This is a genomic window from Campylobacter concisus (assembly GCF_902460705.1).
GTDB lineage: Bacteria > Campylobacterota > Campylobacteria > Campylobacterales > Campylobacteraceae > Campylobacter_A > Campylobacter_A concisus_Z.
This window is the reverse complement of sequence record NZ_CABPUP010000004.1, coordinates 56018-80714: the sequence shown is the minus strand read 5'-3', so window position 1 is coordinate 80714 and position 24697 is coordinate 56018. Positions and strand designations below refer to the sequence as shown.

Sequence of the window (24697 nt, the reverse complement as noted above, 5' to 3'; positions counted from 1 at the left end):
TATTAGTGCAACAAACCATCTTTTTTCTTTTTGGCATATATATTTATACTTTCCACTGCCAATGAAAATGCCATCGCAAAATAGATATATCCCTTTGGAATATGAAATCCTAATCCTTCAGCAACAAGAGTCATACCCACAAGCACCAAAAATGCAAGTGCTAAAATTTTTATTGTTGGATTATTATCTACAAAATTAGAAATACCTTTTGACGCTAGCATCATCACGCCAACTGCTAAAATAACAGCTATGATCATTATCTCTATATGATCAGCCATTCCAACAGCCGTGATAACACTATCAAGAGAAAAAACGATATCCAAAACAGCTATCTCGCTTACAATAACCAAGAAATTTGCATGTGATTTTGTACTATTTTGATGCTCTTCGCCATCACCAGAAACACTAGAATGTATTTCAAGGGTTGATTTTACAAGTAAAAATAGACCACCTAGTATAAGCACCAAATCCCTGCCACTTATGCTAAATTCTGCGATAGTAAAGAGTGGCTTCGTAAGCTTCATGATCCAAAACAATGAAAGTAAAAGTAAAATTCTAGTCACCATAGCTAGCCCTAAACCGACAATCCTACCACTGCCGCGCTGCTCTGGCGGTAGTTTGCCCACCAAAATAGCGATAAATATAATATTATCTATACCCAAAACTATCTCTAAGCCAGTTAACGTAAGTAGTGATATCCACGCTTCTGGCGAAGTCATCCATTCAAACATTTGCTTCCTTTGTTAAAATTTTTATTATGCTCTCAGGCAAAATTTCATGCTCTATCGCATGAATTTTACTCTCCCAGTCCTCCAAGCTCATACCATCTTCTCTTTCAAACGCTCTTTGTGCGATGAGTTTACCTCCATCAAGCTCCTCGCTCACGTAGTGCACGCTAACTCCGCCGAGCATCATCTCGCTCTCAAAGCTCTCTTTTATCGCATGAGCGCCTTTAAAAAGTGGCAATATGGAAGGATGTAAATTTATGGCTTTTATCTGTGATGTAAAAACAGGAGTTAATATCCTCATAAATCCAGCAAGCACCGTTATTTCAGCGCCGCTTTTTAAAATTTGCTCTACGACTGCAGCGTCAAATTCTTCTCTATTTGTAAATTTGGCACTCTCTATTATCGTCGTATCAAGCCCAAATTTCTTAGCACGCTCTATGCCGTATGCGCCTGGCTTGTTGCAGATACAAAGGCAAACTTCGATTTTTATACCATTAAAAATTTGATTATGAACTTTTTTAAGTATCGCTTCTAAATTTGAGCCACTACCGCTAAAAAGTACGGCTATTTTTTTCGTAAGCATTTTACTCCTTTTATAATGTCTGTTGGCTCGAGCGCGTAGCTGTTTTTGCCAAAATTTCTAAGGCTTAGCGCATGAGCTAGTGTAGCCGATATGGCAGCATCCAGTGGCTCGTAACCTTGAGCTAAAAGAGCAAGTACAAGTCCGCTTAGCACGTCACCACTTCCGCCTTTTGCAAGTATATTTTTACCATAAGGCATAACAAAAATTTGCCCCTCTTTGGCGATTATAGTGTTTGCACCTTTTAGCACAAGTACTGCCTTAAATTTCTCGCTCCAAGACTTAGCGTAAGCAAATCTATTTTCTTGTAATGTTTTTACGTCGATATCTGCTATATTACAAAGCTTTAAAAGTGAGCAAAATTCCTTTGGATGGGGTGTCAAGACGCAGTTCTCATCTAGTAGGTCAAGCACTTTTGTGCTGTAAAAGATATCAGCGTCAAGCACTAACTTTTTGCCTTTTAAAATTTGCACTTCAAGCTCTTCTACGCCCTTTTTACCAAGCCCCATGCCAACGGCTCCGGCATTCATTTTATTGCTTATCTTGCTATCTTGCATGATCTGCGTTGGCAAATTTAGACTCTCATTGCTTATCACGCTAACTAGCCCAGACCCAAAGGCAAATGCCGCCTTTGCGCAAAGCATGCTAGCTCCTATATGCTCACCAGATAGGATAAATACATGGCCAAAGTCGCCCTTATTTACGCACTGATATTTTCTATTTGGAAGCATAAGGTCGCATTTTTCAAGCAAATGATAGTCGCTCTCGCACTCGTAGTTTTGCGCGCTTATGCCAAGATCAGCGACCTTTATCTTGCCAACAAAGTCTTTTGCAGCGTCACTATAAAGCCCAAGCTTTCTAGCTCCCATCGTGATCGTGATGTCCGCTTTTACGCAAGCACCTAGCACCTTGCCATCGCTGCTTAGCCCGCTTGGCATATCACAAGCGATAGTGTAGGCAGAGCTTTTGTTTATTTTTGAGATGAGCTCTATGTACTTTTCGTCTAAGATTCTATTTAAACCAGAGCCAAAAAGTCCGTCTATGACGCACTTTGCGCTATTAAAGCTATTTTCTACATCTTTACTCTCACGCACGCTAGCAGATTTAGCTCGCTCAAGCTGTTTGGTGGCTAGTGGCTTTAAATTTTTACTAGATAGGATAAATTCACACTCAAACTCACCCTCAAGCATTCTTAAAGCACAAAGCACGTCAGCACCGTTATTCCCACCACCGCAAATGCCTAGTACCCTCATACCTTTTTTAAATTTCTTACGTACGAAATTTGCTATGGCTGCGGCTGCATTTTCCATTAAAATTTCTTCGCTAAGGTTAAATTTCTCACTCACCCTCTCATCCAAAATTCTTGTATCTACATATAAATTTTTCATCTTTATGCCCTAAAACTAAGCGCCTCTAAGATGTGGGGCTTTAAAATTTGCCCACTCTCATCAAGGTCAGCGATACTTCTAGCCACTCTAAGTGTCCTTTTTATGCCTCTTTGAGAAAGATTGTACCTCGAGGCTGCCTTTTGTAAAATTTCTCTTGCTTCATTATCCAGTAGACAAAATTTTTCTACTTGTGCGTCATTTAGCTTGCCATTTAGCTCATCTTGATCGCGTTTTTTTTGAAATATAAAAGCCTTTAAAACCATCTCACTCATCTGCTGCGAGCTTAAACTCGCCTTGTCATCTGGCGAACTCTCGTCCATAGCAACTTTTAAATCAATGCGGTCAAGCACTGGAGCTGAAATTCTTGATTTATAGTTTTTTATCTCGTTTTCGCTGCATTTGCAATTTAGATTGCGAGAGAATAAATTTCCACAAGGACATGGATTTTGAGCTGCTACGAAGATAAACTTAGTTTCATAAGTCACTTTTGAATTCACTCTTGCGATGTGGATTTGATTGTCCTCTAGTGGCTCTCTGAGGCTCTCAATCACTTGTTTAGAAAAGTGAGGAAATTCGTCAAAAAATAGCACTCCACCATTTGCAAGTGCGATTTCACCGATCTTTGCAACATTTGAACCGCTGTAAGATTCAATAAAAGTTGCGAATGAATAAAAGCGATTGAGAAATGCATTATGTAAAATCATTGCCCTATTTTCAGTTAAATTGATACTATTTTACTATTTTTTAAAATTAAAAACAAGCTACTAGAAATTCAATAAAAGTTGCGAATAGTTCAATAAAAGTTGCTAAAATATTATAAAAATTCAATAAAAGTTGCTAAAAAGTTTTAAAGGCGGTATAATACATGTATAGTATTTTAAAAAATATAATTGAGATATAGAAAACAATTAATTTCACTAGATCTAAAGTAAATTAATAAAAAGGTAGCTATGTCAGTACGAAAAATTCCAAAAAACTATCGCTCATCCACCGGAATATTTCAGAGTCTGAAAAACAAGTCGCCTATCTCCTATGAATCTTTGCTCGAAAGAGACTTTTACTTACTTTTAGAATTTAATCATGAAGTGCAATCCTATGAGGAACAACCGCTTACAACACAATATGCCTATAGAAATTCAATTTACAGATATACCCCTGATTGTCTAGTACAATACTATCCAAATTTTAATAAGCTTCCATGCGTATTTGAAATCAAATTTAGCGAAGAGCTTAAAGAAAAGAAAGTTTTTCTCGATGCAAAATTCTTTCAAATTGAACAATATCTGTATGAAAATGATATGAATTTTAAAATATTTACAGAACTAGATATAGATCCAATATATCTTGAGAATGCAAAACTAATCTACACATATGCTAATCTTCAGAGCACCAATGCGGTCAAAGACGCATTTAACTTGTGTAAAAAATATTCAGGAAAAACACTTGCATATATTTTAAACCAAATTAGCGACAATAGGCTAAGACAAGCAGAATTCATTCCCTATATTTGGTATTTAGTTTTTTCTTCAAAGCTCAAAATAGATATGTATAAGCCTATAAATTTTAATACTCCAATAAGGATCTGCGATGAATAAGGTGCAATATGCTATAGGCATGCATATTTTTTATAACAATGTAGAATATATAGTTGTTAGACAAATTAACTTTCAAGAAATCATGGCACAGAATATTTCAACTGGAGAAAAAGCTATTCTCCCTATTCAAGAAATGACAAAAGAGTCTCAAATTTCCAATCAAGAAGATAATCAACAAGACATCAACCCCTTAGAACTAAGTTCAAATGACTGGGACGAAGCCAACAAAAGACTAGAAATTATAAAGCCTATCTTGGGTGTAGTCACCAATAGAATTAAGGCCATCAAGCAAAGGGCTGCTGAATATAACTTGCACCCAAGTACAATTTATAGGTGGCTTGAAGCATACAAAAACTCAGGCAATCTTCTAGCTTCTATAGCCCCAAAAAATCAAGCCAAGGGAGGCAGAGGACGTCTTAGAACAGTTGAAGAGGTGGAATTGATAATTAAAAAAACAATTGAGGAGCTATATCTCTCGAAACAGAAATATTCATCAAAAAAGACATATATGGCGATAGTCCAAAGATGTAAAAATGCAAAAATTAAGCCGCCTAGCGAAAACACGGTACGCTCCAGAATCCAGTCGCTGTCGGACAAGGAAGTTCTTAAACGAAGAGAAAGCGCTAGAATGGCCGACAGAAAATATAGAAATACAGATGGTATGTTTCCAGCAGGAAAATATCCGCTTGATTTTATACAAATCGACCATACCCCAATGGATATTATTGTTGTAGATGAAGTGTACGGACAGCCTATAGGAAGACCATATTTGACCATAGCGATGGATATTTATAGTAGAATGGTCATGGGGTTTTTTATAAGCCTAGATGAACCTAGTTATTTTTCAGTCTCACAATGCCTTACACAAGCAATGCTATCAAAAGAGAAATATTTAAGAAGCCTAGAAGTCGATGGCGAATGGAATATTTGGGGGATTCCTAAAACAATAGGACTCGATAATGCGGCAGAATTTAGAGGAAAGGATTTGCAAAGGGTTTGTGAGCACTACGGCATAGAGTTAAATTGGAGACCTGTTGCAAGACCGCAGTTTGGTGGTCACATAGAAAGGATTATAGGTACCGCTATGAGAGAAGTACACACTCTGCCTGGCACCACTTTTTCAAATATTCAGCAAAGAGGAGAATATAAATCCGAAAAATATGCCACTATGACGCTCAAGTCTCTTGAAAAATGGCTTACCGAATACATCATAAATGTTTACCACAAACAGATACATAGCGGCATAAATTGTACTCCAGAGCATAAATACGAGATAGGAATATTCGGCGATGGCAAAACATCCTTGGGTAGAGGCCTGCCTGAAAGAATTGCTGATGAAGATAAATTTAAAATTTCGCTACTACCTACTATTGAACGCACAATCCAGCAATCTGGAATTAAAATAGATAGCATTCAATACTATGCAGATGCCTTAAGAAGATGGATTAGAGCCAAAGATAAAGACAAGAAAGCTAGAAAATTTATTTTCAAAAGAGACCTAAGAGATATAAGTACAATTTGGTTTTATGATCCTGAAATAAAGGAGTATTATCCAATTCCTTTTAGGAATATATCCTATCCTCCAATATCAGTCTGGGATTTAAGGGCTATCAAAAAATATCTTGACGACAACAATGTAACTGGATACGATGAAGTGACTATCTTTTCGGCATATGAAAAAATGAAACAAATCGAAAAAGATTCTGCGCAAAAAGTAAAAAGTATAAGAAGGAAGCACTCCGCACAAAAACATAGAGATACGAAAAGGAAATTTGATAATATACCAAAGACCAAATCTAAGTCAAATGCCTCATCTGATGCTGAAAATGACATATCTTTATCTGATTTATATAAAGATGTTGAGCCTTTCGATGATATAGAGATTTTATAAAGGCAACAACCTATGGAAAACCAACATTTAATTCAACAAGCACAAGATGCATTATTGCTTACAGATGAAGAAAGAATTGCTTTTATGTTAAACGAGAAGTGGTTTTTATACCCAATTGCCAAAGAAATTCTAAAAGAATTAGAATTTCATCTTAAGCATCCCAAAAAAAATAGAATGAAAGGCAGGCTTATTGTTGGCGGAACCAACAACGGAAAAACGTCTATCGTAAATAAATTTATTAGAAGCCATATGCCATATGATGATGAAAATGTCAAAATAACGCCAGTAGTAGCGGTGAGTGCGCCCGAAAGCTCCAATCCATCAGACCTATATGGAAGTATTTTACACAAGCTAGGGGTCCCATATAAAAACACAGACAGAGCTACAAAAAAGAAAGAAAAGGTTGAGGGAATATTTTTACTATGTCGCACTAATATGCTTATAATCGATGAAATACACAATATTATAGTGGCACCCGTACAAAAACAAAAAGCCTTTATGGTGGCATTAAAAAATCTTAGCAACGAGTTAATGATACCCATCATATTGGTAGGCACTGCCGATGCACTACATGCTATAAATACAGATTCACAAATAAGTAATCGATTTCCGCCACTGGTTGTACCAAAATGGAAATACGATAGATCTTTTTTATCCTTACTGGCAAGCATAGAAAAAACTCTCCCTCTAAGAAAACAATCAAATATGGCCACCTCAAAAGAGATATCAAATTATATTTTAGACTACTCTGAAGGGTATATAGGAGAAATTATAGATTTAATAAACTTAGCTGCTCAATATGCCATAGAACAAAAAATTGAAAGCATTACCATGGAAACACTTAAAAAATCTAATTTTGTGCGCCCTTCTATGAGAAAAAATATTACTGATTTTATAGAAATATGATAAGCCATGTTACTAGATTTATAAATTTAAACGATAGGGACTTTGTGATTCATCCAAAGCCTCAAGACGACGAATTACTATCGTCATGGCTAGTAAGAGTAGCTCTAGCAAACGATGCAGCAGCTACATCTTTTACTAACATGCATTTTAGAGAATATGCAAGAAATATTATCTGGCAAAGGGATTTGGATATATGGTGTCCTCAAGATCTTATGAAGCGACTCTCGGAAAAAAGTCATTTATCAAAGGAGCAAATTCTAGATATGACATTAAAAAGCTATGAAGGAAAACTACAAGAACATATTAATGGTAGAACCAGAACTCGCTTTGTACAGCCCCTTGGGAACTATTGCCATATAAAAAGAAATGGCGGATTAAGATTTTGTCCCAAATGCCTAAAGGAGGATATAGTACCCTACTTTAGAAAGACATGGAGACTTTCTTTTTATACAGCATGCATCAAGCACGACTGTTTTCTGCACAGCAGATGTCCTACATGTGGCTCTCCACTAGTAATTTATAAGCATTACAACGAAAGAGACTTTACTTTTTGCTATAAATGTGGCACCGATCTTAAAACGGCACCTGCTCATACTATAAATAAACTTTCTTACGGGCTTAAAGCAGTAGAATGTTTGCTACAAATACTAAGTGAGGGCTACGGTATAAAATTCGGAAAAAAAGTAGCGTCAATCGATTTTTTTCATTTTTTAAAACAGATTAATAAAATGATTTATTTATGGAGAAAAACAGATGGCGTATTTGAGCACGAAATATTAGGAGATGTCATAAAATTTAATACTACAACTAAAAATAAATGCTATGAGGACTTTATAACCATAGAAGAACAGTATCTACTGTATTCCGGCTCTTGTTTTTTGATTCAATCAGATTCAAATTTTAAAGATTTTATTCAAAATAATCACATATTGCAGTGCCATATATATAAAGATTTTAGATAAAAATAGGTATTTGAATATAAAGATATAATTACCATTAAACCTATTTAAAAGGCCACAGTAATCCGCCCCCTGCTTAATATTAACTTCTTTACATAGATATTTAATTATTATTCCACATCAAGTTTATTTAAAAATTATTGCACTACAATTCTTTTTGATATTTTGATATAAAAAATCATAATTATATCTAAAAGGATTTCTAATGAGATTAGCTATCAGTCTGGCTGCGGCTACGATGGTACTGTTTGCAAACGGTGCAAATCCCGACGTTATAAAGCCGATAAAGGATTTTACGCCTCCGCCACCTTATACGCCAAACATCGCTCAAAGCGCGTTTCCCGAAAATCAATTCAACCGCGTGCCAAGGGATGATTATTTTTTTGTGACGGATTTGCTCGATAATTCGATGGACAAATTTCACGTCGCGGGCGGATTTTACGGCAGGACGTTTTATAGTTCGGGACTTTTTAAATACCGCGGTGCAAATTTCTATACGATTTTAAACGCAAACTTTTCTAAAGCCAATCGCTACAAAGACGGTGGCGGCAGGGAATGGAACTACGGCTATGCCAGGCAGGGGCAAAGCGCGGTCGTGGGTTTCGTGCCTAGTGAGCTAAGTGAGTTTAGATTTACGCTAGTGCACGATAATATTGACGATGACAAGCAGCCTCACCATACTGCCGACTCGATAAAGACGCAACGATATATCGGTAAGTTTAACGCCAGGCTAGGTAAAGAGGATTTATCTAATACGTTAAATTTTGAAATAGCATTACGCGACGTGAGCAGAAGAAACGACAATTATCATTTGCGCCGCGCAGACCCTTCTAATATGGTAAAGGTAGAAGTAGATAGAAAGATTATAGATACGGAGCTAAAATACGATGTTGATTTTTCAAACTGGCACAATGTGGTCGGTACAGGATATCAGCACGATAATCATGAGGGCAAAAGATATCGTAAAATAGGCAATGATTGGGTTTTAAACGGCTTTAGGTTTGCAGACGTAACGAATAAAAAAACGAGAGTTTTTGATACGCTAAGCTATAAATTTACTGACGCGCACAAGCTCAGCCTAGCTCTAAACTACGACTGGATGAAGTCGAATTTAAATGATTTAAATACGGTTTATAACGGAGCAAGCGCGATAAATACCGTCGCTAAGCTTATTAAACAAATTTACGGCAAAGACTTTGACGGCAACATAAAACAGAATGGCTTAAGCGCTAGCCTAAAATACGACTTCACGCCCAATAAGCAAGATAATTACTATGTGGCTATAGAAAGTCTTTATCGTATGCCGAGCAATATGGAACGCTTTAGCAGTCTCTATGGGCCGACTACTAGAGGCTGGATCAGCAATCCGTTTATTAAGCCAGAGCGCCACAACCGCGTAAATTTGGGCTTTACCTATAAGAGCGAATTTTATAAAGAATACATGAGCTCGCGTCAGGGCGAGGATAGCTTTAGTCTGGGCGGGTACTTTATCGCAGACGACGCGCAGGATCTAGTTATCTACGATCGTCGCCACTCGGCCGCTGCCGCGCCGATGAATAAAAACGCCGTCATCACGCGCAACGTTGATGCTAGGATTTACAGCGTAAATTTGCGCGGGGAGTATAATTTCGCGCGAAATTTCGGGCTAAAAACTTCATTATTTTACAACTACGGACAAAACAAAACCGACGGCAGACCGCTCTATCAGATCCGCCCGTTTGAGGCAAATTTGGCCTTTGATTACAAGGACTACGCGAGCTTTGGCAGCTACAATATCGGCACGGCGGTGCGCTACGTAGCAAAGCAAAATAGAGGAGATTTCGATAAAGCCACCGGCTTTGGCATCGACAAGCGTGAAGCGGCTAAGAGCTTTACGACGATGGACGTTTACGGCGGATTTGAGTTTAAAAACAGCTGGGGCGTGAGGCTTGGCGTGACGAATATCTTTGATAAAGATTACGCCGAGTTTATCAGCGGTGAGCACGTAGGAGCGCTAGATCCTGATCCTGTGGTGCACGCGCCGGGGAGGGCGGTGTTTGTCAGCTTCCACTCTAGTTTTTAAAGACAACTATCTGTATAGCAAGGAGATACAATATGAATAGACGAGGTTTTTTAGGATTTGGCGCGGCGATTGGTGCTACAGCTCTTGCGCCGAGCCTTTTTGCGAAGGAAAATTTCACGATGTGGGGCGCGCCGGCAATCCCTAGCGTGATAATGGCCGTAGCAAGCCTACAAGGCGAGCTAGCAAAGACTCATGACGTGAGGTTACGCATTTGGAATAGTACGGATCAACTCCGAGCAGGCGTAGCTAATGGGGAAATAAAAATCACTATGGCGCCATCAAACGTGGGAGCAAACATGCGAAATCACGGCTTAAATTTAGCTATGCTAAATTTGCTTAGCCTTGGTACGATACAAGCCATGGTAAAAGATGAGAATATAAAAACTTTTGAAGATTTTATCGGCAAAAAATTAATAATTCCTTTTAAGGGTGATATGCCTGATTTGGTTCTGCGAGCGCTTTGTAAAAAACGAGGAATAGATATTTCCAAAATAGACATTACGTATACGCAGACGCCGCCGGAAGCTGCAGGATTATTTTTACAAAAAGATTATGATATTTTAATCGCCCCTCAACCTCTTCCGGCAGCAACCATACTGCGCGGGAAGAAAATGGGGATAGCGGTACATTACGGAGTAGATATTCCTAAGGTCTGGGGAGAAAGCTTTAATACCAAGCCGTACATTCCGATGGCGGGCATTATAGTCGACGTAGATTTTTATAAAGCAAATTTGCCTCTATTTGATACGCTTCATAGCGACTTAACTAACGCTCTATCTTGGATCAAAGATAATAAGCAAAGTGCTGCCAAAATAGGAGCCGAATATCTACCGGTTCCAGAGCCGGCACTGGTTAATGCATTTGATAGGGCAAATTTGACGGTAACAAAAGCTCGCGATATGCAAGATGAGATAATGTCATTTTTTGAAACTATTTTTGAGTTTAATCCAAAGCTTTTGGGCGGTAAGATGCCCGACAAGAGTTTGTTTCTATAATTAAAGATAAATTTATAAAAAAGGATAATGTCATGTTAAAACATATTTTGTGTTTATTATTTGTTTCTCTAAATATTTCGTTTGCTATGACAAACGAACAGATTGATGAATTTATATCAAAAAATAGCGTAGATATTCAGACTTTAAATGGAGTCCCAAATAAAGTTTACGCCAGTAATCCACCGTTACTATTTTTGCTATATACCGTTGCTCCCGAGAAAGTCAGCGGTATAAATTCTAGTTTCGGTAAAAGAGAAAAGCCGTATCTAAAAGAGAGTATGATTAACCAGCCGGTAGTAGGAGGATTTTTCGGGCAAGGCAAAATTCCAAATATGGAAATGCTTTTAAAGCTAGATCCTGATTTGATATTAGTAAATTCTGACTCTAAAAATACTCAAAAGAAATTCAAAGAAACCCTGGGTGGCATAAATAAACCTATGCTGTACTTAAAAGGCTATGAACTAGAAGATTACATTGACTCTCTTGAGGTTTTGGGCAAAATTTTAGATAAGCAAGATAGAGTAAAAAAGCTAATAGAGTATTCTAAAAAAACCATGGATATTTCAAAAGAGCTTAATGAATATATAGTAAAAAACTCAGTTGTTAAGCCTAAAATATACTATGCCGAAGATCCCGACGGACTAGCTACTGAATGCGAGGGCTCATGGCATACTAGGCTTATAGAGCTAAGCGGTGCCGAAAATGTACATAAATGCAGTGGAAATCCGGATGCTACGGCTTATGGGCACATTAAAATTAGCTTTGAACAAATAGCCGAATATGATCCTGATATTATATTAATTTTCGAGAAGAGCTTTTATGATAAAATCTATGACGATCCTAAATGGCAAATACTAAAAGCCGTAAAAAATAAAAGAGCTTATTACTTACCTCGCGAACCATTTTCTTGGTTTGATCGTCCGCCTTCATTTATGAGATTCATAGGGCTTAAATGGCTTATAAATTTAACTCACCCTGATGTATTTAAATTCAATATGAATAAGGAAGTTAAGGACTTTTATAAATTATTCCTAGAGGTTGACATAAGCGATAACCAAGTAAAAGAGCTTATAGGTGAGTAAAAAAGCCTTTACGTTTTTAAGTATCTTATTGCTAGGGTTTATGTTACTTTCGGTACTAATAGGAAAATACGGCTTTAATGCGGAAGATTATCTAACATATTTTAAAGCCGTTATAAAAGGCGAAGACTTGAAAAATTATCAAGTTATGCATACTTTGATAACGGAAATTCGCCTTCCTAGAATAATGGCCTGCATTATAATAGGCGCTAGTTTGGCTATTTCTGGCTCAGCATACCAAGCCATGTTTGTAAATCCTCTAGTAAGTCCATCAATACTTGGGGTTTTAAGCGGTGCCGGATTCGGCGCCGCCATAGGAATGTTTTTCGGATTAAACGAATATCTCATTCAGCTTAGTACCTTTGCGTTTGGTTTTATAGCGGTACTGACGGCCTTAAGCATATCGGCCTTTTATTCACGCTCTGGCAGTATTATAGTATTGGTTCTAGGAGGTGTTATTAGCGGTTCTCTTTTCACATCATTACTATCAGCATTGAAATACGCAGCCGATCCAAATGACTCATTGCCGGCTATTACTTATTTTTTAATGGGTAGCCTAGGGTTTGCTTCGAAGAATTTTATTCAAATTTCGATTCTACCGATGTTTGCGGGAATACTATTGTTGGCCTTTAGCGGCAAATATTTAAATGCACTGAGTTTGGGAGAAGAAGAGGCTAAAAGTCTGGGCATAAATGTTGCTAGGGTTAAAATTTTCGTTATTTTGGTTGCTACTTTTATCAGTGCCCTAAGCGTAACGATAGCCGGTATTATCGGTTGGATAGGTCTTATAGTTCCACATATGGCTCGTTTTATATTCGGAGCGGATAATCGCGCCGTATTGTCTAGTTCAGCTATGATAGGTGCTATATTTTTACTTTTTTGCGATAACTTTTCGAGACTTATGTTTACTTTTGAAGTCCCGATAGGTATAGTAACTTCACTGTTTGGAATACCTATATTTATTCTAGTGCTTCGTAGAGCTAAAAAGAGTTTTTAATGATAGAAATCAGAAATCTAAAATTCGGATACAAAGATAAGAATATACTAAACGGTATAAGTTTTAGTATCAAAAAAGGCGATACGCTTAGTATCTTGGGCGCAAACGGTAGCGGCAAAAGCACTCTCCTGCGTATTATGCTTGGATTTTTAAAATTTGAGGGTACGGTAAATATATGCGGTAAAAGCGTAAGGAATTACGAAAAAAAAGAACTTGCAAGGCTTATAGCCTACGTTCCTCAAACGCATGCCCCGTCATATGAATATAGCGTATTTGATATAGTACTAATGGGCGCATTGTGCAGAACGTCTTTATTTTCTAACTTTAGCCTTGCCGACAAAAAGCTTGCCGAGTATGCATTGGAAAGAATGGGTATTTTAGAGCTAAAAGATGAACTTTATACTAGAATAAGCGGTGGACAAAGGCAGCTAGCATATATCGCTAGAACCTTAGTACAAGGCGCCAAAGTTATTTTTATGGACGAACCTACGACCGGGCTTGACTTCGGCAATCAAATTAAACTACTTGAAATGATAAAGACGCTAAAAGACGAGGGGTATACTTTCGTACAAACCACTCATTACCCTCGTCACGCTAAATTTGTTTCAAATCTAGTATTGTTTTTAAAAGACGGCAAGATACTAGATTTTGGAAAGTGCGATGAATTGATAAATCCATCAAATATAGATAAGATTTACGGAATAGATTATCAAAAATATGAGGACAAATTATGATATTACCTTCTAATTACGATAGGCTGGATTTTAATAAGCTTTATAAGGAGCAAAGAACAAATAGCTCTTTTATTAGGAAATCAGTAGCCAAATGGGACGTTAAGGCAGCAAGCTTTAGCGAGAGCGTACTTAAGAGCGACTATGTTAAAGACTTTATCTCAAGAGTCGATTTTGATGGCGCAAGAACGCTTCTTGATTTCGCATGCGGTACCGGAGCATTAAGCATAGCTGCAGCAAATAAGGTAGATAAAATTTACGGTTATGATTTTTCGTCGAAAATGCTAGAATTCGCAGAACAAAACTCTCGGGATTTTAATTGTAAAAATATTGAATTCGCGCAAAAAGCATTCGAAGACGACTTTAGCGACGTACCTGAGTGCGATATTACGTTTGCATCTCGTTGCCTTGACGTAGATGACTTAAAACAAGCCCTAGAGAAATTACTTTCAAAGACGAAAAAAGCCCTTTATATTACTTTTAAAGTCGGTAGTTTCATTAACGAAGACGTTTTAAATGCTCTTGGAAGCAATATTGAAAAAAGACCAGACTTTATATATTTAATAAATATTTTATTCCAAATGGGATATCTTCCAAAGCTAGAGTATATACAAACTTCATGCGGTGATGGAATACCTGAAACTATCGACGATCTTGTTAAAAAAATACAATGGGGACTTTCGAGAGAGCTTACGGAGCCAGAAGTTTATAATCTCAATAAGTACTTTAACGGCAACCGCTTTGAGCGAAAACAAGAATATATGAACTGGGCTTTCATAAGAGTAGATAAATGATAATTTTATAATTAACTGTTATGGTCAATAAATTTGGATTGGTCTTAAAAATATCATATATTTATAGTTAGTGATATTTGAGCATACGGGATACGATGGCAATTCTTTAAGATGCCTGATATATTAATGCTAGGTTTTTACGCATTATTAAAAAATACATCCTATTGCTAAACACAGAGCCAATGTAATGCAAGGTTTTATAGCACATTAATGTAAAAAAAGAGACAACCGTCAAAACATCTGATACCATAGGTAGCACCTCCGCTAATTTTTGTATTACAAACACCTTTAACTCGCATCAGTCCGTAGACGAGTGTTTGATTAGCTTATAGAGCCCTGTGTGGCAATAGAACCGAGTTCATTTATTGTATCATTTTTTTGTTTTTTATACAATATTTTTTTAATATAGCTCAATGTATGAAAATCACAAGATATATGATTAAGGCTTGATAAATTATTTACTAGAAAATTTTCACCAAATTCTGATACCAATATATCGACCGATAGTGTATTTATTGCATCTCTTTTTTGAAATAATACGCTAGAATTTTTTATAAAGCGGTTATTGCGAAGTTTATCAAAAGCCTTTAATAGCTCTTTGCTATAATTATTACTACTAGGAAAAGCTGTTAATATTTCGGTATTTTTTAAATTTCTTTTACTAATAATTTTTGATAAGCCGCTTGTGCATACTATTTTACAATTATAAAATTTGCAATTTTTAATTTTACACTCCTTGAAAACCGAAGATGAAATAATTGAATCTTCAAAAAGTGCATTCGTTAAATTACATTTTCTAAAAAGCGTTCCATTTAATAAACAAGATCTTATTTGGGCTTCATAAAAACTGCAAAATTTAAATTTTGTTCCAATAAAAGAAGTGCCGTCAAATATAGTGCCGGAAAAATTGGTTTTATAGCTGCATGATTTATTAAAATTTTTATATATAAATTTCCTGCCACTCCTATCCACGCAACTATAACTAAAAGCTTTTTTATTTTTGTCGTTTACGGGCATGCAACCTCTATCTATTAATTTTTATTCGTATTTATAGATTATATTATAATGAGTCATTTTTCTTGATATCTCTCCAGTACGCATTTTAACCTCTTGCCCCAATCTTGTATCTTTTTCTCACGTGTATCATATGGATGGTATAAATAGTATTTGGTCATTTTAAATTTTAAATCCTGCAACCAACTATTACTCGTTTTTGCAATGTTTGTGACTATTTCTTGCACGATATCCTCATCTATACTATTATAATAATCCCTAATTAAAAGCGTACTAAGCGTTTCTAACAATTTGTCTTTTTGTATCTCAAGAATAATGTACCTACAATTTTTGTAGTATATCTCAACCACTATATACTTTCTAGGAGTCACTCCATCCAACATTGTAGCCCTCTTCCACGCATGCCTTCCTCGATAGTTTTTTGGTTTTTGAGGCAAGTCCTCGCATTTTAAAATTTTGTATGAAAAATCGCAATAAATATCAGAGCAATACATCAACATGGCTTTTATGTCTTCGATAGTTATATAACTTCCGGTTTCTTGCTCACTATCCTCGTCTTCTTTTTTCAAGTGCCCCTCTGTAGTATTTAGATCGCCCTGCACTTCCGCGTCGTTTGAGCTTAGATCTAATTTGTCCTCCTGCAATTTATCACTTCCTCGTACTATTTCTCTACTTTGGTCTTCTTCTGTAATCGTTTCAAATTCAATAGTTTTATTGAGCAGATCTAACTTTGCCTCTAAATTAGCATCCTCATCTTTATCTACTATACTTACTGAACTATGTAAAATATTGGGGGTTCTTTCATTGAGTTGATTCGTTAAATCTTTCTTGGACAGCTTTGTGCTTTTTATCACACCTATTATATCTTTTTTTCCTCCAGGAAGCTCTCTAATAACTTTAAGCTGTTCAAATGGATAAAACGAATTTTCTTGCAAGATTTTTAAAACAAGCAATGATCCATCACTTAATACCTTAACTCTTGCCTTAAAATTTATTTTTCCAGGTACTGGAAAATTTGCTTGAATAGTCATCGTATTTGGCGAGCCCACAAAGTTAGCACTTTGTTTCCTATGCTCAGATAATATTTTGCTAGCAACCATATCTCTTCTTATTTGTAGCCACATATTATTAGCTCTTTTGTCTATAACAAATCTATATATATTTTCTGCATCAATATTATTTGCATTGAATTTTAAGTATATTTTACCAATCCCATTATCTAATGTTGCTCTTTTATAAAGGCCATCCAATGAACTATTTTGCCCCTGAGTCTCCGACATAATTTGTCTAGTCATCGATGCTGATGTAAAGTAGAAATATCTTGCGATTTCATAGTGTGGAAAAATAACCGTTCTTCCAGATAAATTATCTGTAAAGGTTGAATATTTTTGCTGATTTTTATGCCAACCAATATTGTATTTACCTATTTTCTCAGGCAGCTCACTCATAAACTTATCTAAAATAGGTATATTCTTAAGATTTTTGGTCACCAGCAATCCATCGCCGATACTTATTTGAAAATTGTGAATATCTCCTGCACTGGTTCCATTTTTTTGCTGGTTTTCAATAACAGTACCCAACGGGAAAGCACAAATTTCTTTTAGGTTGAAAAAAGATAGAAAATATTCGGGTTTATCTTTGAATATCTCTTTTAAAATGATTGGGATACTAAAATTCGTTTCGTTTTGATAAATATCTCCATATGAAAAGACAATCAACTTTTTATTTTTTGGTAATTTTGTCAATATCAAATCTTGTAAAATCACACTTTCATTCATTACCCAAAGCCCTCTGAGCACTCCTTAGAATCTATTTTGTTCTATTCTAAGCTTAAAAATTTATATATAAAAGATCATTCTTATATACCACACAATATAGAAATTGTGCAGTATAATTATTCTCTTCGATTTTTTAATTTTTTCTGCTAACATTTAAACTTTTTACCTACGGTATACAAACATATTAATTTGTCTTTTTATGTTTGTAGGATGGTAGTTTTTTAAAGTCCTTCTTCTTTTTTGTGGAAAATATGCTTTTTATCAATTCGGGGTATTTTCTCTTTTGCCTATTAACTATTTTTTTTATACATAAGTTAAGATCTTCTTTGTTGTCTAATTTATTTTTATTTTTGAATATATCTATTATTACAGTCAACAACAGATTATTTTCAATATTTGACATCCTATTTATTTGCGGCAAAAACTTAAGCAAAATATCGCCCACATATTCTTTTCCTAATAAATCTATATTTGATAGTATGTAGATGGTGCAAAAGTAGAGCTTATTTTCATCTGGCTGTAAATCTATACTACTATCAGATATTGGAGCATTTGCAACCTCAGAAATTATATTTTTTACTTCGTCAACAATGAACATACTAGAATAATACATTCCGGTTAAATGGAGCATTGCTATGCTACTAAGTATTTTTGGTGGATTTGTTATTTTTAGAATTTTCTGGAATATAGAGTTAAGGTCATCTTTTAAATTTAAAGAATTGTTTATTGCCTTTTCTATAACCTTATTTTTTATAGTATTTTCGGTCATCCAACCATATTGTAGAAGCTTACCTAAAAACATTATATTGATATTTTTTTCAAATCTGTCTTCCAAGGACTCTATCCTACTACTTAATTTTTCCAAATCTTTTTGATTAAGCTTTGTTTTTAACCCAAAATAAAAATAAGCAACATCCTCCCATAGGCCATCAGAAGTATACAAATCAAACAATATGTCAAACTGATCAATATCATCTAACTCTTCTTTATTGTCCCTAAAATATAATGCAATAAAATAATCTAGAAATGATTTATGCGAAAAGGACATATTGCCATTTTCGTCTATTTTAATAAGAGACGTTCTAGTAATAGTATCAATAAAACTGCGCTTATCCGTTATAAAATTATATTTATTACAAAAGGAATTGACGCATTCGCTAAAATCATTTTTGCTAACGATAGTCTTATCTTGTTTGAAAAAATATTGATATGCGAAATTAGCTAGAAAGTCTTTTTTTATTTTTGGCTCAAAAAGTTTATCAATATCAACATCTGTCGTTTTATATTCACCAAAAATTAGACTGACATATCTGTTGTATAACTCCGTAATGGATGCTGGAATCTCATGTTTTTCTTTTACAACATCCATTAAAAGCTTTAACGCCAAAGGATAGAATGGTATTTGTCCCTCTAGTTCGTTTATGCTTTTTTCTACAATATTGATTGATATATTGTTTGCTTTAATTATTTTTTTAATGAGAGATATCGCCTGATTTACACCGTATGGCAAAAGCTCATAATTCTCATATTCGAAAAAAGATTCTATTATTCCATAGTTAATTCTAGATGTAAAAAGTATATTTGCATTATTGTTACTCTTGCTTAAATAACTTTCTATATTACCCTTTATCTTATCTCTTATTTCATTTCCTACTTCATCTATTCCATCTATAATAATTAAATTTGGCTTTATGGCAATCATATTACCATAAAAAGATTCTATAATATTGGAAAAATTATGCAGTGAACAACTGTTGATAAAATCAATAGCCCTAAAACATACAGGTAATGCAAAATCCTTCTTTTCTTCCAAAAGGATGTGGTTCTGGTTTTCTTTTAATAAATAATTTATAGAAATGAGTACCATTTTAAATACTAAAATGGACTTTCCAGAGCCTGCATCACCGGTTAGTAAAAATTTCTTTTTAGTTTTTGACATTAATATTTTTAAAAAAGAATCAAGAGTTTCTTTCTTGCCAAAAATTTGTTCGCCTATCCTATTGAGGGTATTTTTATCATTATCGCTTATTATTAGCTCTTGTCTGCTTCTCGTAATTTTTTTAATATTTGGCTGAATAAAATACTCATCGTCATTATTGTCTCCCAGGAATTCTTCTATTTTTTCTATGCGATCCAACAAAAATGATTCCATACTCCCATTAAAAAAGAATTCTGGATAATATTGTTCAAATAAATTTATTAACCTTGTAATATCCATAAATTCGGTATTATTTTTATAGGGAGCCTCTTTTATTTCATATAGGATTTTTTCTTGAGCATTCTGTGTAATTGTTCCGAGATTAACAATACATACATCGGAGATGGTTACCATTTCATTTTTATCATTCAGTTTCGCTGGTAAATTAAAAGCCTGCTTGACTTGTGTTACTACTTCTGTTGTTTTTCCAGATGCTTTACCATCTAGTTTTTCTAAAGCCTTTACAACAAAGGCTGTATACTTTTTATTACCAGTAGATCCATCATACTCCATAACAAGGTCTTTACCATTCTCATTCGATCCTTGTAAAATCTCTATATATGGATTTTTTTCTTGATGCATTTTTTCTAATAATTTCTTTAGAATATGGTGAAATTCATTTTCTTTACCTAAAAATCTCTGCAGTCGCTCCTTCTTGGTATCATGACCTAATTTCTTTGCTTTTGTATTGTAGTCAACCATGAAATAATCCTTTTTAAAATAAAATATTTTAATAAATTATAAAAACAACATATGTTCGCAACTTTTATTGAACTATTCGCAACTTTTATTGAATTTCACAACCGCCACCAAATATTGAACTTTTAGTCGAGGTGTGATGTGGCGAGCGAAAAGCTCTAATACTTGTAAATTCGCTATCTTGCAAATTTAGTGATCGGTAGGCGGCAGACTTTAACACCTCTTCTAAGCTTTGTGGCGCCATGATGTAAACGAGGCGTTTTGCACACATGCTCTTGCCGCTACCTGGACTGCCTTCAAATAAAATATTGTGCATACCAACGGCTGCGATGACACAGGCTCTTTTAGCTCTTTCTTGACCCAAAACGTCCTTAAAATCAAGCTCGAAGTTTAAATTTGGAACATATCTTTTGCTAGAAATTTCTATCACGTTTGAAAATAGCTCATGCGTGGCGGTAAAACGTATGCTTTTTGCAAATTCTGCGTCATTAAAAAACCTAATCGCTTCCTCTAGAGTACTAACCGCATAAGTCTCTAAATTTGGGATCATTGAAGCTTTTTGTGCTATCTCTTTTGGTACTAAGACTTTTACGTTTTTTACCTGCGTGCTTAAAAAAAGAAGGATCGAGAATAAATTTGCTGTGCTTTTTACGCTTCCATTGAGTCCAAGCTCGCCAAAGACAAAAATTTTCTCTAAGCTTTTTGCCTTTTGAAGAGCTATAAGAAGGGCGATAGCTAGGTCAAAATGTGAGCCACTTTTTGGCAGATCTGAAGGGGATAAATTTATGGTTATCTTTTGTGCTGGGAAGGAAAAATCAAGTGCTAGAAGCGCTGCCTTTACGCGTTCTGTACTCTCTTTTATGCTTGTGCTTGCAAGCCCAACGATGCTAAAACCAGGAAGCCCGCGAGAGAAGATAGACTCAACGTCAATTATCTTCAGCCCATCGCCGTAAGTAGCACATCTTAGAGACTTCATGAAGCTTTTTCTTTTTTTTGCTTTTTGTATTCCTTGTCAAATTTTTTGCGTTTATTAAAGCCGATTTTTTCTATAAAAAGATGTCCATCTAAATGATCATTTTCATGCTGGATAGCAATAGCCAAAAGCCCATCAGCCTTTAAACTTTGCTCTTTGCCAAAGCGGTCTTGATATTTGATAGCCACAACCTCATTTCTTTTTACATCTTCATAATATCCAGGCACACTAAGGCAGCCCTCTTGATAGACACACTCACCCTCACGTAGTTCAAATTTTGGGTTTATGATTTCGATTAAATTTTCTTTATCTTGCACGCCCTCGTCATTGGCTAAATTTATAATAAAAATTCTTTTTGCGACACCTATCTGAATAGCAGCAAGGCCGATGCCCTCTTTTGCAATCATCGTATCATACATATCATCAAGTAGTTTGTGAAGTTCCTCATCAAAATTTTTAACCTCTTTTGAGACTTCATAAAGCTTTTTATTTGGATAAGATAAAACCTCTAAGATCAAGCTCAAACTCCTACTTATTCACCCAAAAATATAGGCTGCTCATCATCTTGTGTTAGTATTAGTTGATCTAACGAGTAAGAGATTAGTTCTTCAGCACTTCTTGTCTTTGTTATCATGCTTGAAACTACTTGGATATCAAGCTTGCACTCTTCACCATCTATCTTCCAAGGTATAGACGAAAGCATATTTAAAATTCTGCTACCGGCTTGTTTTGTGCCATTTTCATCAGTATATTTCATAACCATAGCAAAACAGCCATCACCGTAATGAGCCACTATATCGCTTCTTCTAGAAGTTCTTAAAAGAAGCTGTGATATAGCTTTATACATATTGTTTCGCTCTTTTAAATTTTTAACACGATTTGTAAATCTATCTTTTGCTCTTACTAGTAAAAACGATGCATTATAGCCATATCTTTTAACGGCTTCTACTTCACTTTGCACTGTGGCTACTAGAAATTTTTTATTATAAACGTCATATGTCGTATCATAAATCGACTGCTCTTCAATAGATTTAAGCATCTTGGCTACTTCGTCATAGCTTACTTTAATGACATCAAGATGCTTATCCATAAGGCTGTTTAATTTTATTAGATCATGATTAAATGCGCTTAAAACATTTTGAAGAGCTAGGATATTTGTATTATTTTTGAGTGCATCCATACGCTTTTGCACTAGGCCTCTCATAATGCCTAAATTTTTATAGATTAGCACCACGGCTTGAAGCATGCTTTTTATTTGGATAAATCCTTGCTTTATCTCTTTTTCAATAGAGATATTACTGCCTGATGGTACTGATATCTCGGAATTTATGACTATCATATCACCGATCTCTTTTCTAAATTCATCAGGCTGCCCATCAAGCATTTTCTCAAAATAAATAGAGTAATTGTTTGGCGTAGATGGAACATTATCGTCGCTTAATTCATGCAAAACATTTTCTGAAAATTTGTAGATATCTACCTTTTCTTTTTCTAGAATATGTTTTACCTCAACCGCTTTTTTCTTAGGGTCTGGTGCATTATCTATCTTTATCACTTTGGGCCTTATTTAAAACTTTTCTCCAAAATTTTATCAACAAGTCCGTACTCTTTGGCTTCGGCCGAACTCATAAAGAAGTCACGTTCAGTATCTTTTACGATCTTACTTAGCTTTTGACCTGTATTTTTGGCCAAAATTCCATTTAAAATTTCTTTCATACGCAAAATTTCACGAGCTTGTATCTCGATATCAGTCGCTTGTCCTCTAGCACCGCCAAGTGGTTGGTGTATCATGATGCGAGAATTTGGCAACGCATATCTTTTACCTGGTGCGCCACAGCTTAGCAAAAATGCACCCATGCTAGCAGCTTGGCCGATACAGATCGTGCAAACATCTGGCTTTATGTAGTTCATCGTATCATAGATGCTAAAGCCACTTGTTATAACGCCACCTGGTGAGTTTATATATAGATAGATATCTTTATCTGGATCTTCAGCCTCTAAAAATAGAAGCTGGGCGACAATAGAAGCAGCCATACCGTCCTCTATCTCACCACTTAGCATAACGATCCTGTCTTTTAAAAGACGGGAGTATATATCATAGCTTCGCTCACCTCTACTAGTTCTTTCAACTACGACAGGAACGTAATAGCTCATTACTCGGCCTTCTCTTTTTTACTTGCTTTTTTCTCGTCTTTTTCTTTGTTAAAGAGCTCACCAAATAGCTTCTCTTCGATCATTGACATCTTTATAGCTGGAAGCATGCCTTGGTTGCGGTACATCTCAAGGTGTGCTTTTGGGTCTTGACCGCTTCTATACGCCTCAAAATAGATCGCTTGAACGACCTCTTGATCGCTTACTTTCACGCCTCTTACGCGAGCTAGCTCATCGATAATGAAAGTTAAACGAACGCTATTTTCAGCGTCTTTTCTAAACTCATCACGTTTTTTAGAAAGAGCATCTTTGTCCTCTCTAAATTTCTTCATATCATCTGGAGTAAATGAGCTCCATGCGTTTCTAAACTGCATATCAATCTCTTGCTCAACAATATTTTTTGGCACGTCAAATTTAAATTTCTCGACCGCAGCTTCAGCAAATTTTGGCTTAAGCTCATCATTTATAAGTTTATAAATTTTCTCTTGACGGATTTGCTCTTTTATACGCTCATCAAGTAACTCTTCAGTTGGTTTTTCTTCATTTGGAAGTAAAGTTTTTAGCATCTCTTCATCTAGTTTTTCAGGAATTTTTCTCTCTTGAATTTCATGAAGTTTTATTTTAAAGATAGCGTCTTTACCAGCTAAATGTGCAGCTCCGTAGTTTTCTGGGAATTTAACCTCGATATCTTTTTCGCCACCAGCTTTTATGCCTACCATACCATCTTCAAAGCCTGGAATGAATTGATTTGAGCCGATCTCAAGTACATAGTTTTCAGCCTTGCCACCATCAAATGCAACGCCATCAACAAAGCCTTCAAAGTCAAATTTAGCAAAATCACCAACCTTTAGGCCTCTTTTGCCATCGATTTTTTCAAGTGGAGCTATCATTTTTAAAAGTTCAGTTTTTTTCTCATCGATATCTTTTTTCAATACACGTGGGTTTGAAAACTCAGGTATCAAACTCTCATAGCCGCTCACATCGACACTTGGTTTAAATGAAACTGTTAGCTCAACGTCGATCTTACCATCTTTTCTATCAAATTTTGAAACGATAGGCTCGCCGATAAGATCATCATTTTTCTTGCCTGCTTGTTTTATAGCCTCATCAACAACATCTCTTAAGACATCTTGTTCAGCATCGTTTGTTAGCTCTTTCTCGTAGCGTTTTAGCACAATAGCAACTGGCACATGGCCTTGTCTAAAGCCATCTACTTTCATAGTTTTTGCTGCTTTTTTTGCTAGTTTTTCTACGCTAGATTTTATAGCATCTGTACTTATAGTTGTGCTTGCTAGGGTATTTACGCTATCTAGAGCTTTTGTTTTGATTTCCATCTAATTCCTTTATGAATACAAATTTTTAGCCCAAAATATAGCAGAATTTTCCTTATTTCATTGTA

The 24697-nt window shown here is 35.5% G+C and carries 20 protein-coding genes and 2 pseudogenes; 10 read left to right on the top strand and 12 right to left on the bottom strand.

The genetic code is table 11. From position 1 onward, the window contains the following. Positions 1-2: 2 nt before the first annotated feature. From F3G75_RS06665 to F3G75_RS06650, 4 genes and pseudogenes are all read right to left on the bottom strand, one after another. Positions 3-731, bottom strand: a complete 729-nt coding sequence (locus F3G75_RS06665; RefSeq protein WP_149717006.1) for a TerC family protein — start codon at positions 729-731, stop codon at positions 3-5. Then, on the bottom strand, positions 724-1311 hold the full coding sequence (gene purN / locus F3G75_RS06660; RefSeq protein ID WP_149717005.1) for a phosphoribosylglycinamide formyltransferase: 588 nt from the start codon (positions 1309-1311) through the stop codon (positions 724-726). Before purN ends, F3G75_RS06665 begins: the two co-directional genes overlap by 8 nt. After that, positions 1293-2696: an NAD(P)H-hydrate dehydratase gene (locus F3G75_RS06655; protein WP_149717004.1), complete on the bottom strand. Its 1404-nt coding sequence runs from the start codon at positions 2694-2696 to the stop codon at positions 1293-1295. The genes purN and F3G75_RS06655 overlap by 19 nt, the downstream gene beginning before the upstream one ends. 2 nt (positions 2697-2698) lie before the next feature. Further along, a pseudogene (locus F3G75_RS06650) lies at positions 2699-3334 on the bottom strand (ATP-binding protein); the annotation flags it as partial. A gap of 312 nt (positions 3335-3646) precedes the next feature. Between F3G75_RS06650 and F3G75_RS06645 the strand changes: the two are divergent. From F3G75_RS06645 to F3G75_RS06600, 10 genes are all read left to right on the top strand, one after another. Further along, positions 3647-4291, top strand: a complete 645-nt coding sequence (locus F3G75_RS06645) for a TnsA endonuclease N-terminal domain-containing protein (protein ID WP_103559941.1) — start codon at positions 3647-3649, stop codon at positions 4289-4291. Beyond that, on the top strand, positions 4284-6182 hold the full coding sequence (locus tag F3G75_RS06640) for a TnsB C-terminal domain-containing protein (RefSeq protein WP_103559942.1): 1899 nt from the start codon (positions 4284-4286) through the stop codon (positions 6180-6182). Before F3G75_RS06645 ends, F3G75_RS06640 begins: the two co-directional genes overlap by 8 nt. Before the next feature lie 12 nt (positions 6183-6194). Further along, positions 6195-7088 carry a TniB family NTP-binding protein gene (locus tag F3G75_RS06635; RefSeq protein WP_103559943.1) on the top strand — a complete coding sequence of 298 codons (894 nt, stop codon included), beginning with the start codon at positions 6195-6197 and terminating at the stop codon, positions 7086-7088. A gap of 44 nt (positions 7089-7132) precedes the next feature. Continuing rightward, entirely contained in the window at positions 7133-8050 is a 918-nt protein-coding gene (locus tag F3G75_RS06630) for a TniQ family protein (RefSeq protein ID WP_169779396.1), read from the top strand. Between the two features lie 202 nt (positions 8051-8252). Continuing rightward, positions 8253-10109: a TonB-dependent receptor domain-containing protein gene (locus F3G75_RS06625; protein ID WP_103604732.1), complete on the top strand. Its 1857-nt coding sequence runs from the start codon at positions 8253-8255 to the stop codon at positions 10107-10109. A gap of 32 nt (positions 10110-10141) precedes the next feature. Continuing rightward, complete coding sequence (locus tag F3G75_RS06620; protein ID WP_103559946.1) at positions 10142-11104, top strand: ABC transporter substrate-binding protein; 963 nt, start codon at positions 10142-10144, stop codon at positions 11102-11104. 32 nt (positions 11105-11136) lie between these two features. Further along, the gene (locus F3G75_RS06615; protein WP_103593417.1) at positions 11137-12186 is read left to right on the top strand and encodes an ABC transporter substrate-binding protein; all 1050 of its coding nucleotides are present in this window, start codon (positions 11137-11139) and stop codon (positions 12184-12186) included. After that, complete coding sequence (locus tag F3G75_RS06610) at positions 12179-13180, top strand: FecCD family ABC transporter permease (RefSeq protein WP_103604734.1); 1002 nt, start codon at positions 12179-12181, stop codon at positions 13178-13180. The genes F3G75_RS06615 and F3G75_RS06610 overlap by 8 nt, the downstream gene beginning before the upstream one ends. After that, positions 13180-13914 carry an ABC transporter ATP-binding protein gene (locus F3G75_RS06605; protein WP_103593415.1) on the top strand — a complete coding sequence of 245 codons (735 nt, stop codon included), beginning with the start codon at positions 13180-13182 and terminating at the stop codon, positions 13912-13914. The genes F3G75_RS06610 and F3G75_RS06605 overlap by 1 nt, the downstream gene beginning before the upstream one ends. Beyond that, a complete protein-coding gene (locus F3G75_RS06600) occupies positions 13911-14705 on the top strand; it encodes a class I SAM-dependent methyltransferase (RefSeq protein ID WP_103604735.1) in 795 nt (264 codons plus the stop codon). Before F3G75_RS06605 ends, F3G75_RS06600 begins: the two co-directional genes overlap by 4 nt. Positions 14706-15026: 321 nt before the next feature. Here the strand turns inward: F3G75_RS06600 and F3G75_RS06595 are convergent, their stop codons facing one another. The 8 genes and pseudogenes from F3G75_RS06595 to tig all read right to left on the bottom strand — a co-directional run bounded on the left by F3G75_RS06595 (position 15027) and on the right by tig (position 24632). After that, positions 15027-15722: a pentapeptide repeat-containing protein gene (locus F3G75_RS06595; protein WP_103559950.1), complete on the bottom strand. Its 696-nt coding sequence runs from the start codon at positions 15720-15722 to the stop codon at positions 15027-15029. 53 nt (positions 15723-15775) lie between these two features. Beyond that, entirely contained in the window at positions 15776-17497 is a 1722-nt protein-coding gene (locus F3G75_RS06590; RefSeq protein WP_103559951.1) for a Tn7-like element transposition protein TnsE, read from the bottom strand. A 184-nt stretch (positions 17498-17681) separates the two neighbouring features. Next, positions 17682-20177 carry an NACHT domain-containing protein gene (locus F3G75_RS06585; RefSeq protein ID WP_103559952.1) on the bottom strand — a complete coding sequence of 832 codons (2496 nt, stop codon included), beginning with the start codon at positions 20175-20177 and terminating at the stop codon, positions 17682-17684. Positions 20178-20277: 100 nt separating this feature from the next. After that, positions 20278-21150, bottom strand: a pseudogene (locus F3G75_RS06580) (magnesium chelatase domain-containing protein); the annotation flags it as partial. Continuing rightward, a complete protein-coding gene (gene def / locus F3G75_RS06575) occupies positions 21147-21665 on the bottom strand; it encodes a peptide deformylase (protein ID WP_103592665.1) in 519 nt (172 codons plus the stop codon). The gene def and the pseudogene F3G75_RS06580, both read right to left, overlap by 4 nt. Positions 21666-21679: 14 nt before the next feature. Then, positions 21680-22702, bottom strand: a complete 1023-nt coding sequence (locus F3G75_RS06570; protein WP_085657935.1) for a GGDEF domain-containing protein — start codon at positions 22700-22702, stop codon at positions 21680-21682. A gap of 8 nt (positions 22703-22710) precedes the next feature. Next, entirely contained in the window at positions 22711-23301 is a 591-nt protein-coding gene (gene clpP, locus F3G75_RS06565) for an ATP-dependent Clp endopeptidase proteolytic subunit ClpP (RefSeq protein ID WP_054196008.1), read from the bottom strand. After that, positions 23301-24632 (bottom strand): trigger factor, encoded by a 1332-nt coding sequence (tig, locus tag F3G75_RS06560; protein ID WP_149717003.1) that lies wholly within the window; start codon positions 24630-24632, stop codon positions 23301-23303. The genes clpP and tig overlap by 1 nt, the downstream gene beginning before the upstream one ends. Positions 24633-24697: the final 65 nt, after the last annotated feature.

Excerpts from the sequence above, each read along its gene's own strand:
- F3G75_RS06625 (WP_103604732.1), top strand. The coding sequence starts at position 8,253 with ATGAGATTAGCTATCAGTCTGGCTGCGGCTACGATGGTACTGTTTGCA.
- F3G75_RS06665 (WP_149717006.1), bottom strand. The coding sequence starts at position 731 with ATGTTTGAATGGATGACTTCGCCAGAAGCGTGGATATCACTACTTACG.
- purN (WP_149717005.1), bottom strand. The coding sequence starts at position 1,311 with ATGCTTACGAAAAAAATAGCCGTACTTTTTAGCGGTAGTGGCTCAAAT.
- F3G75_RS06585 (WP_103559952.1), bottom strand. The coding sequence starts at position 20,177 with ATGGTTGACTACAATACAAAAGCAAAGAAATTAGGTCATGATACCAAG.
- F3G75_RS06615 (WP_103593417.1), top strand. The coding sequence starts at position 11,137 with ATGTTAAAACATATTTTGTGTTTATTATTTGTTTCTCTAAATATTTCG.
- F3G75_RS06600 (WP_103604735.1), top strand. The coding sequence starts at position 13,911 with ATGATATTACCTTCTAATTACGATAGGCTGGATTTTAATAAGCTTTAT.
- F3G75_RS06640 (WP_103559942.1), top strand. The coding sequence starts at position 4,284 with ATGAATAAGGTGCAATATGCTATAGGCATGCATATTTTTTATAACAAT.
- F3G75_RS06590 (WP_103559951.1), bottom strand. The coding sequence starts at position 17,497 with ATGAATGAAAGTGTGATTTTACAAGATTTGATATTGACAAAATTACCA.
- F3G75_RS06595 (WP_103559950.1), bottom strand. The coding sequence starts at position 15,722 with ATGCCCGTAAACGACAAAAATAAAAAAGCTTTTAGTTATAGTTGCGTG.
- F3G75_RS06645 (WP_103559941.1), top strand. The coding sequence starts at position 3,647 with ATGTCAGTACGAAAAATTCCAAAAAACTATCGCTCATCCACCGGAATA.
- clpP (WP_054196008.1), bottom strand. The coding sequence starts at position 23,301 with ATGAGCTATTACGTTCCTGTCGTAGTTGAAAGAACTAGTAGAGGTGAG.
- F3G75_RS06620 (WP_103559946.1), top strand. The coding sequence starts at position 10,142 with ATGAATAGACGAGGTTTTTTAGGATTTGGCGCGGCGATTGGTGCTACA.
- F3G75_RS06655 (WP_149717004.1), bottom strand. The coding sequence starts at position 2,696 with ATGAAAAATTTATATGTAGATACAAGAATTTTGGATGAGAGGGTGAGT.
- F3G75_RS06635 (WP_103559943.1), top strand. The coding sequence starts at position 6,195 with ATGGAAAACCAACATTTAATTCAACAAGCACAAGATGCATTATTGCTT.
- tig (WP_149717003.1), bottom strand. The coding sequence starts at position 24,632 with ATGGAAATCAAAACAAAAGCTCTAGATAGCGTAAATACCCTAGCAAGC.
- F3G75_RS06605 (WP_103593415.1), top strand. The coding sequence starts at position 13,180 with ATGATAGAAATCAGAAATCTAAAATTCGGATACAAAGATAAGAATATA.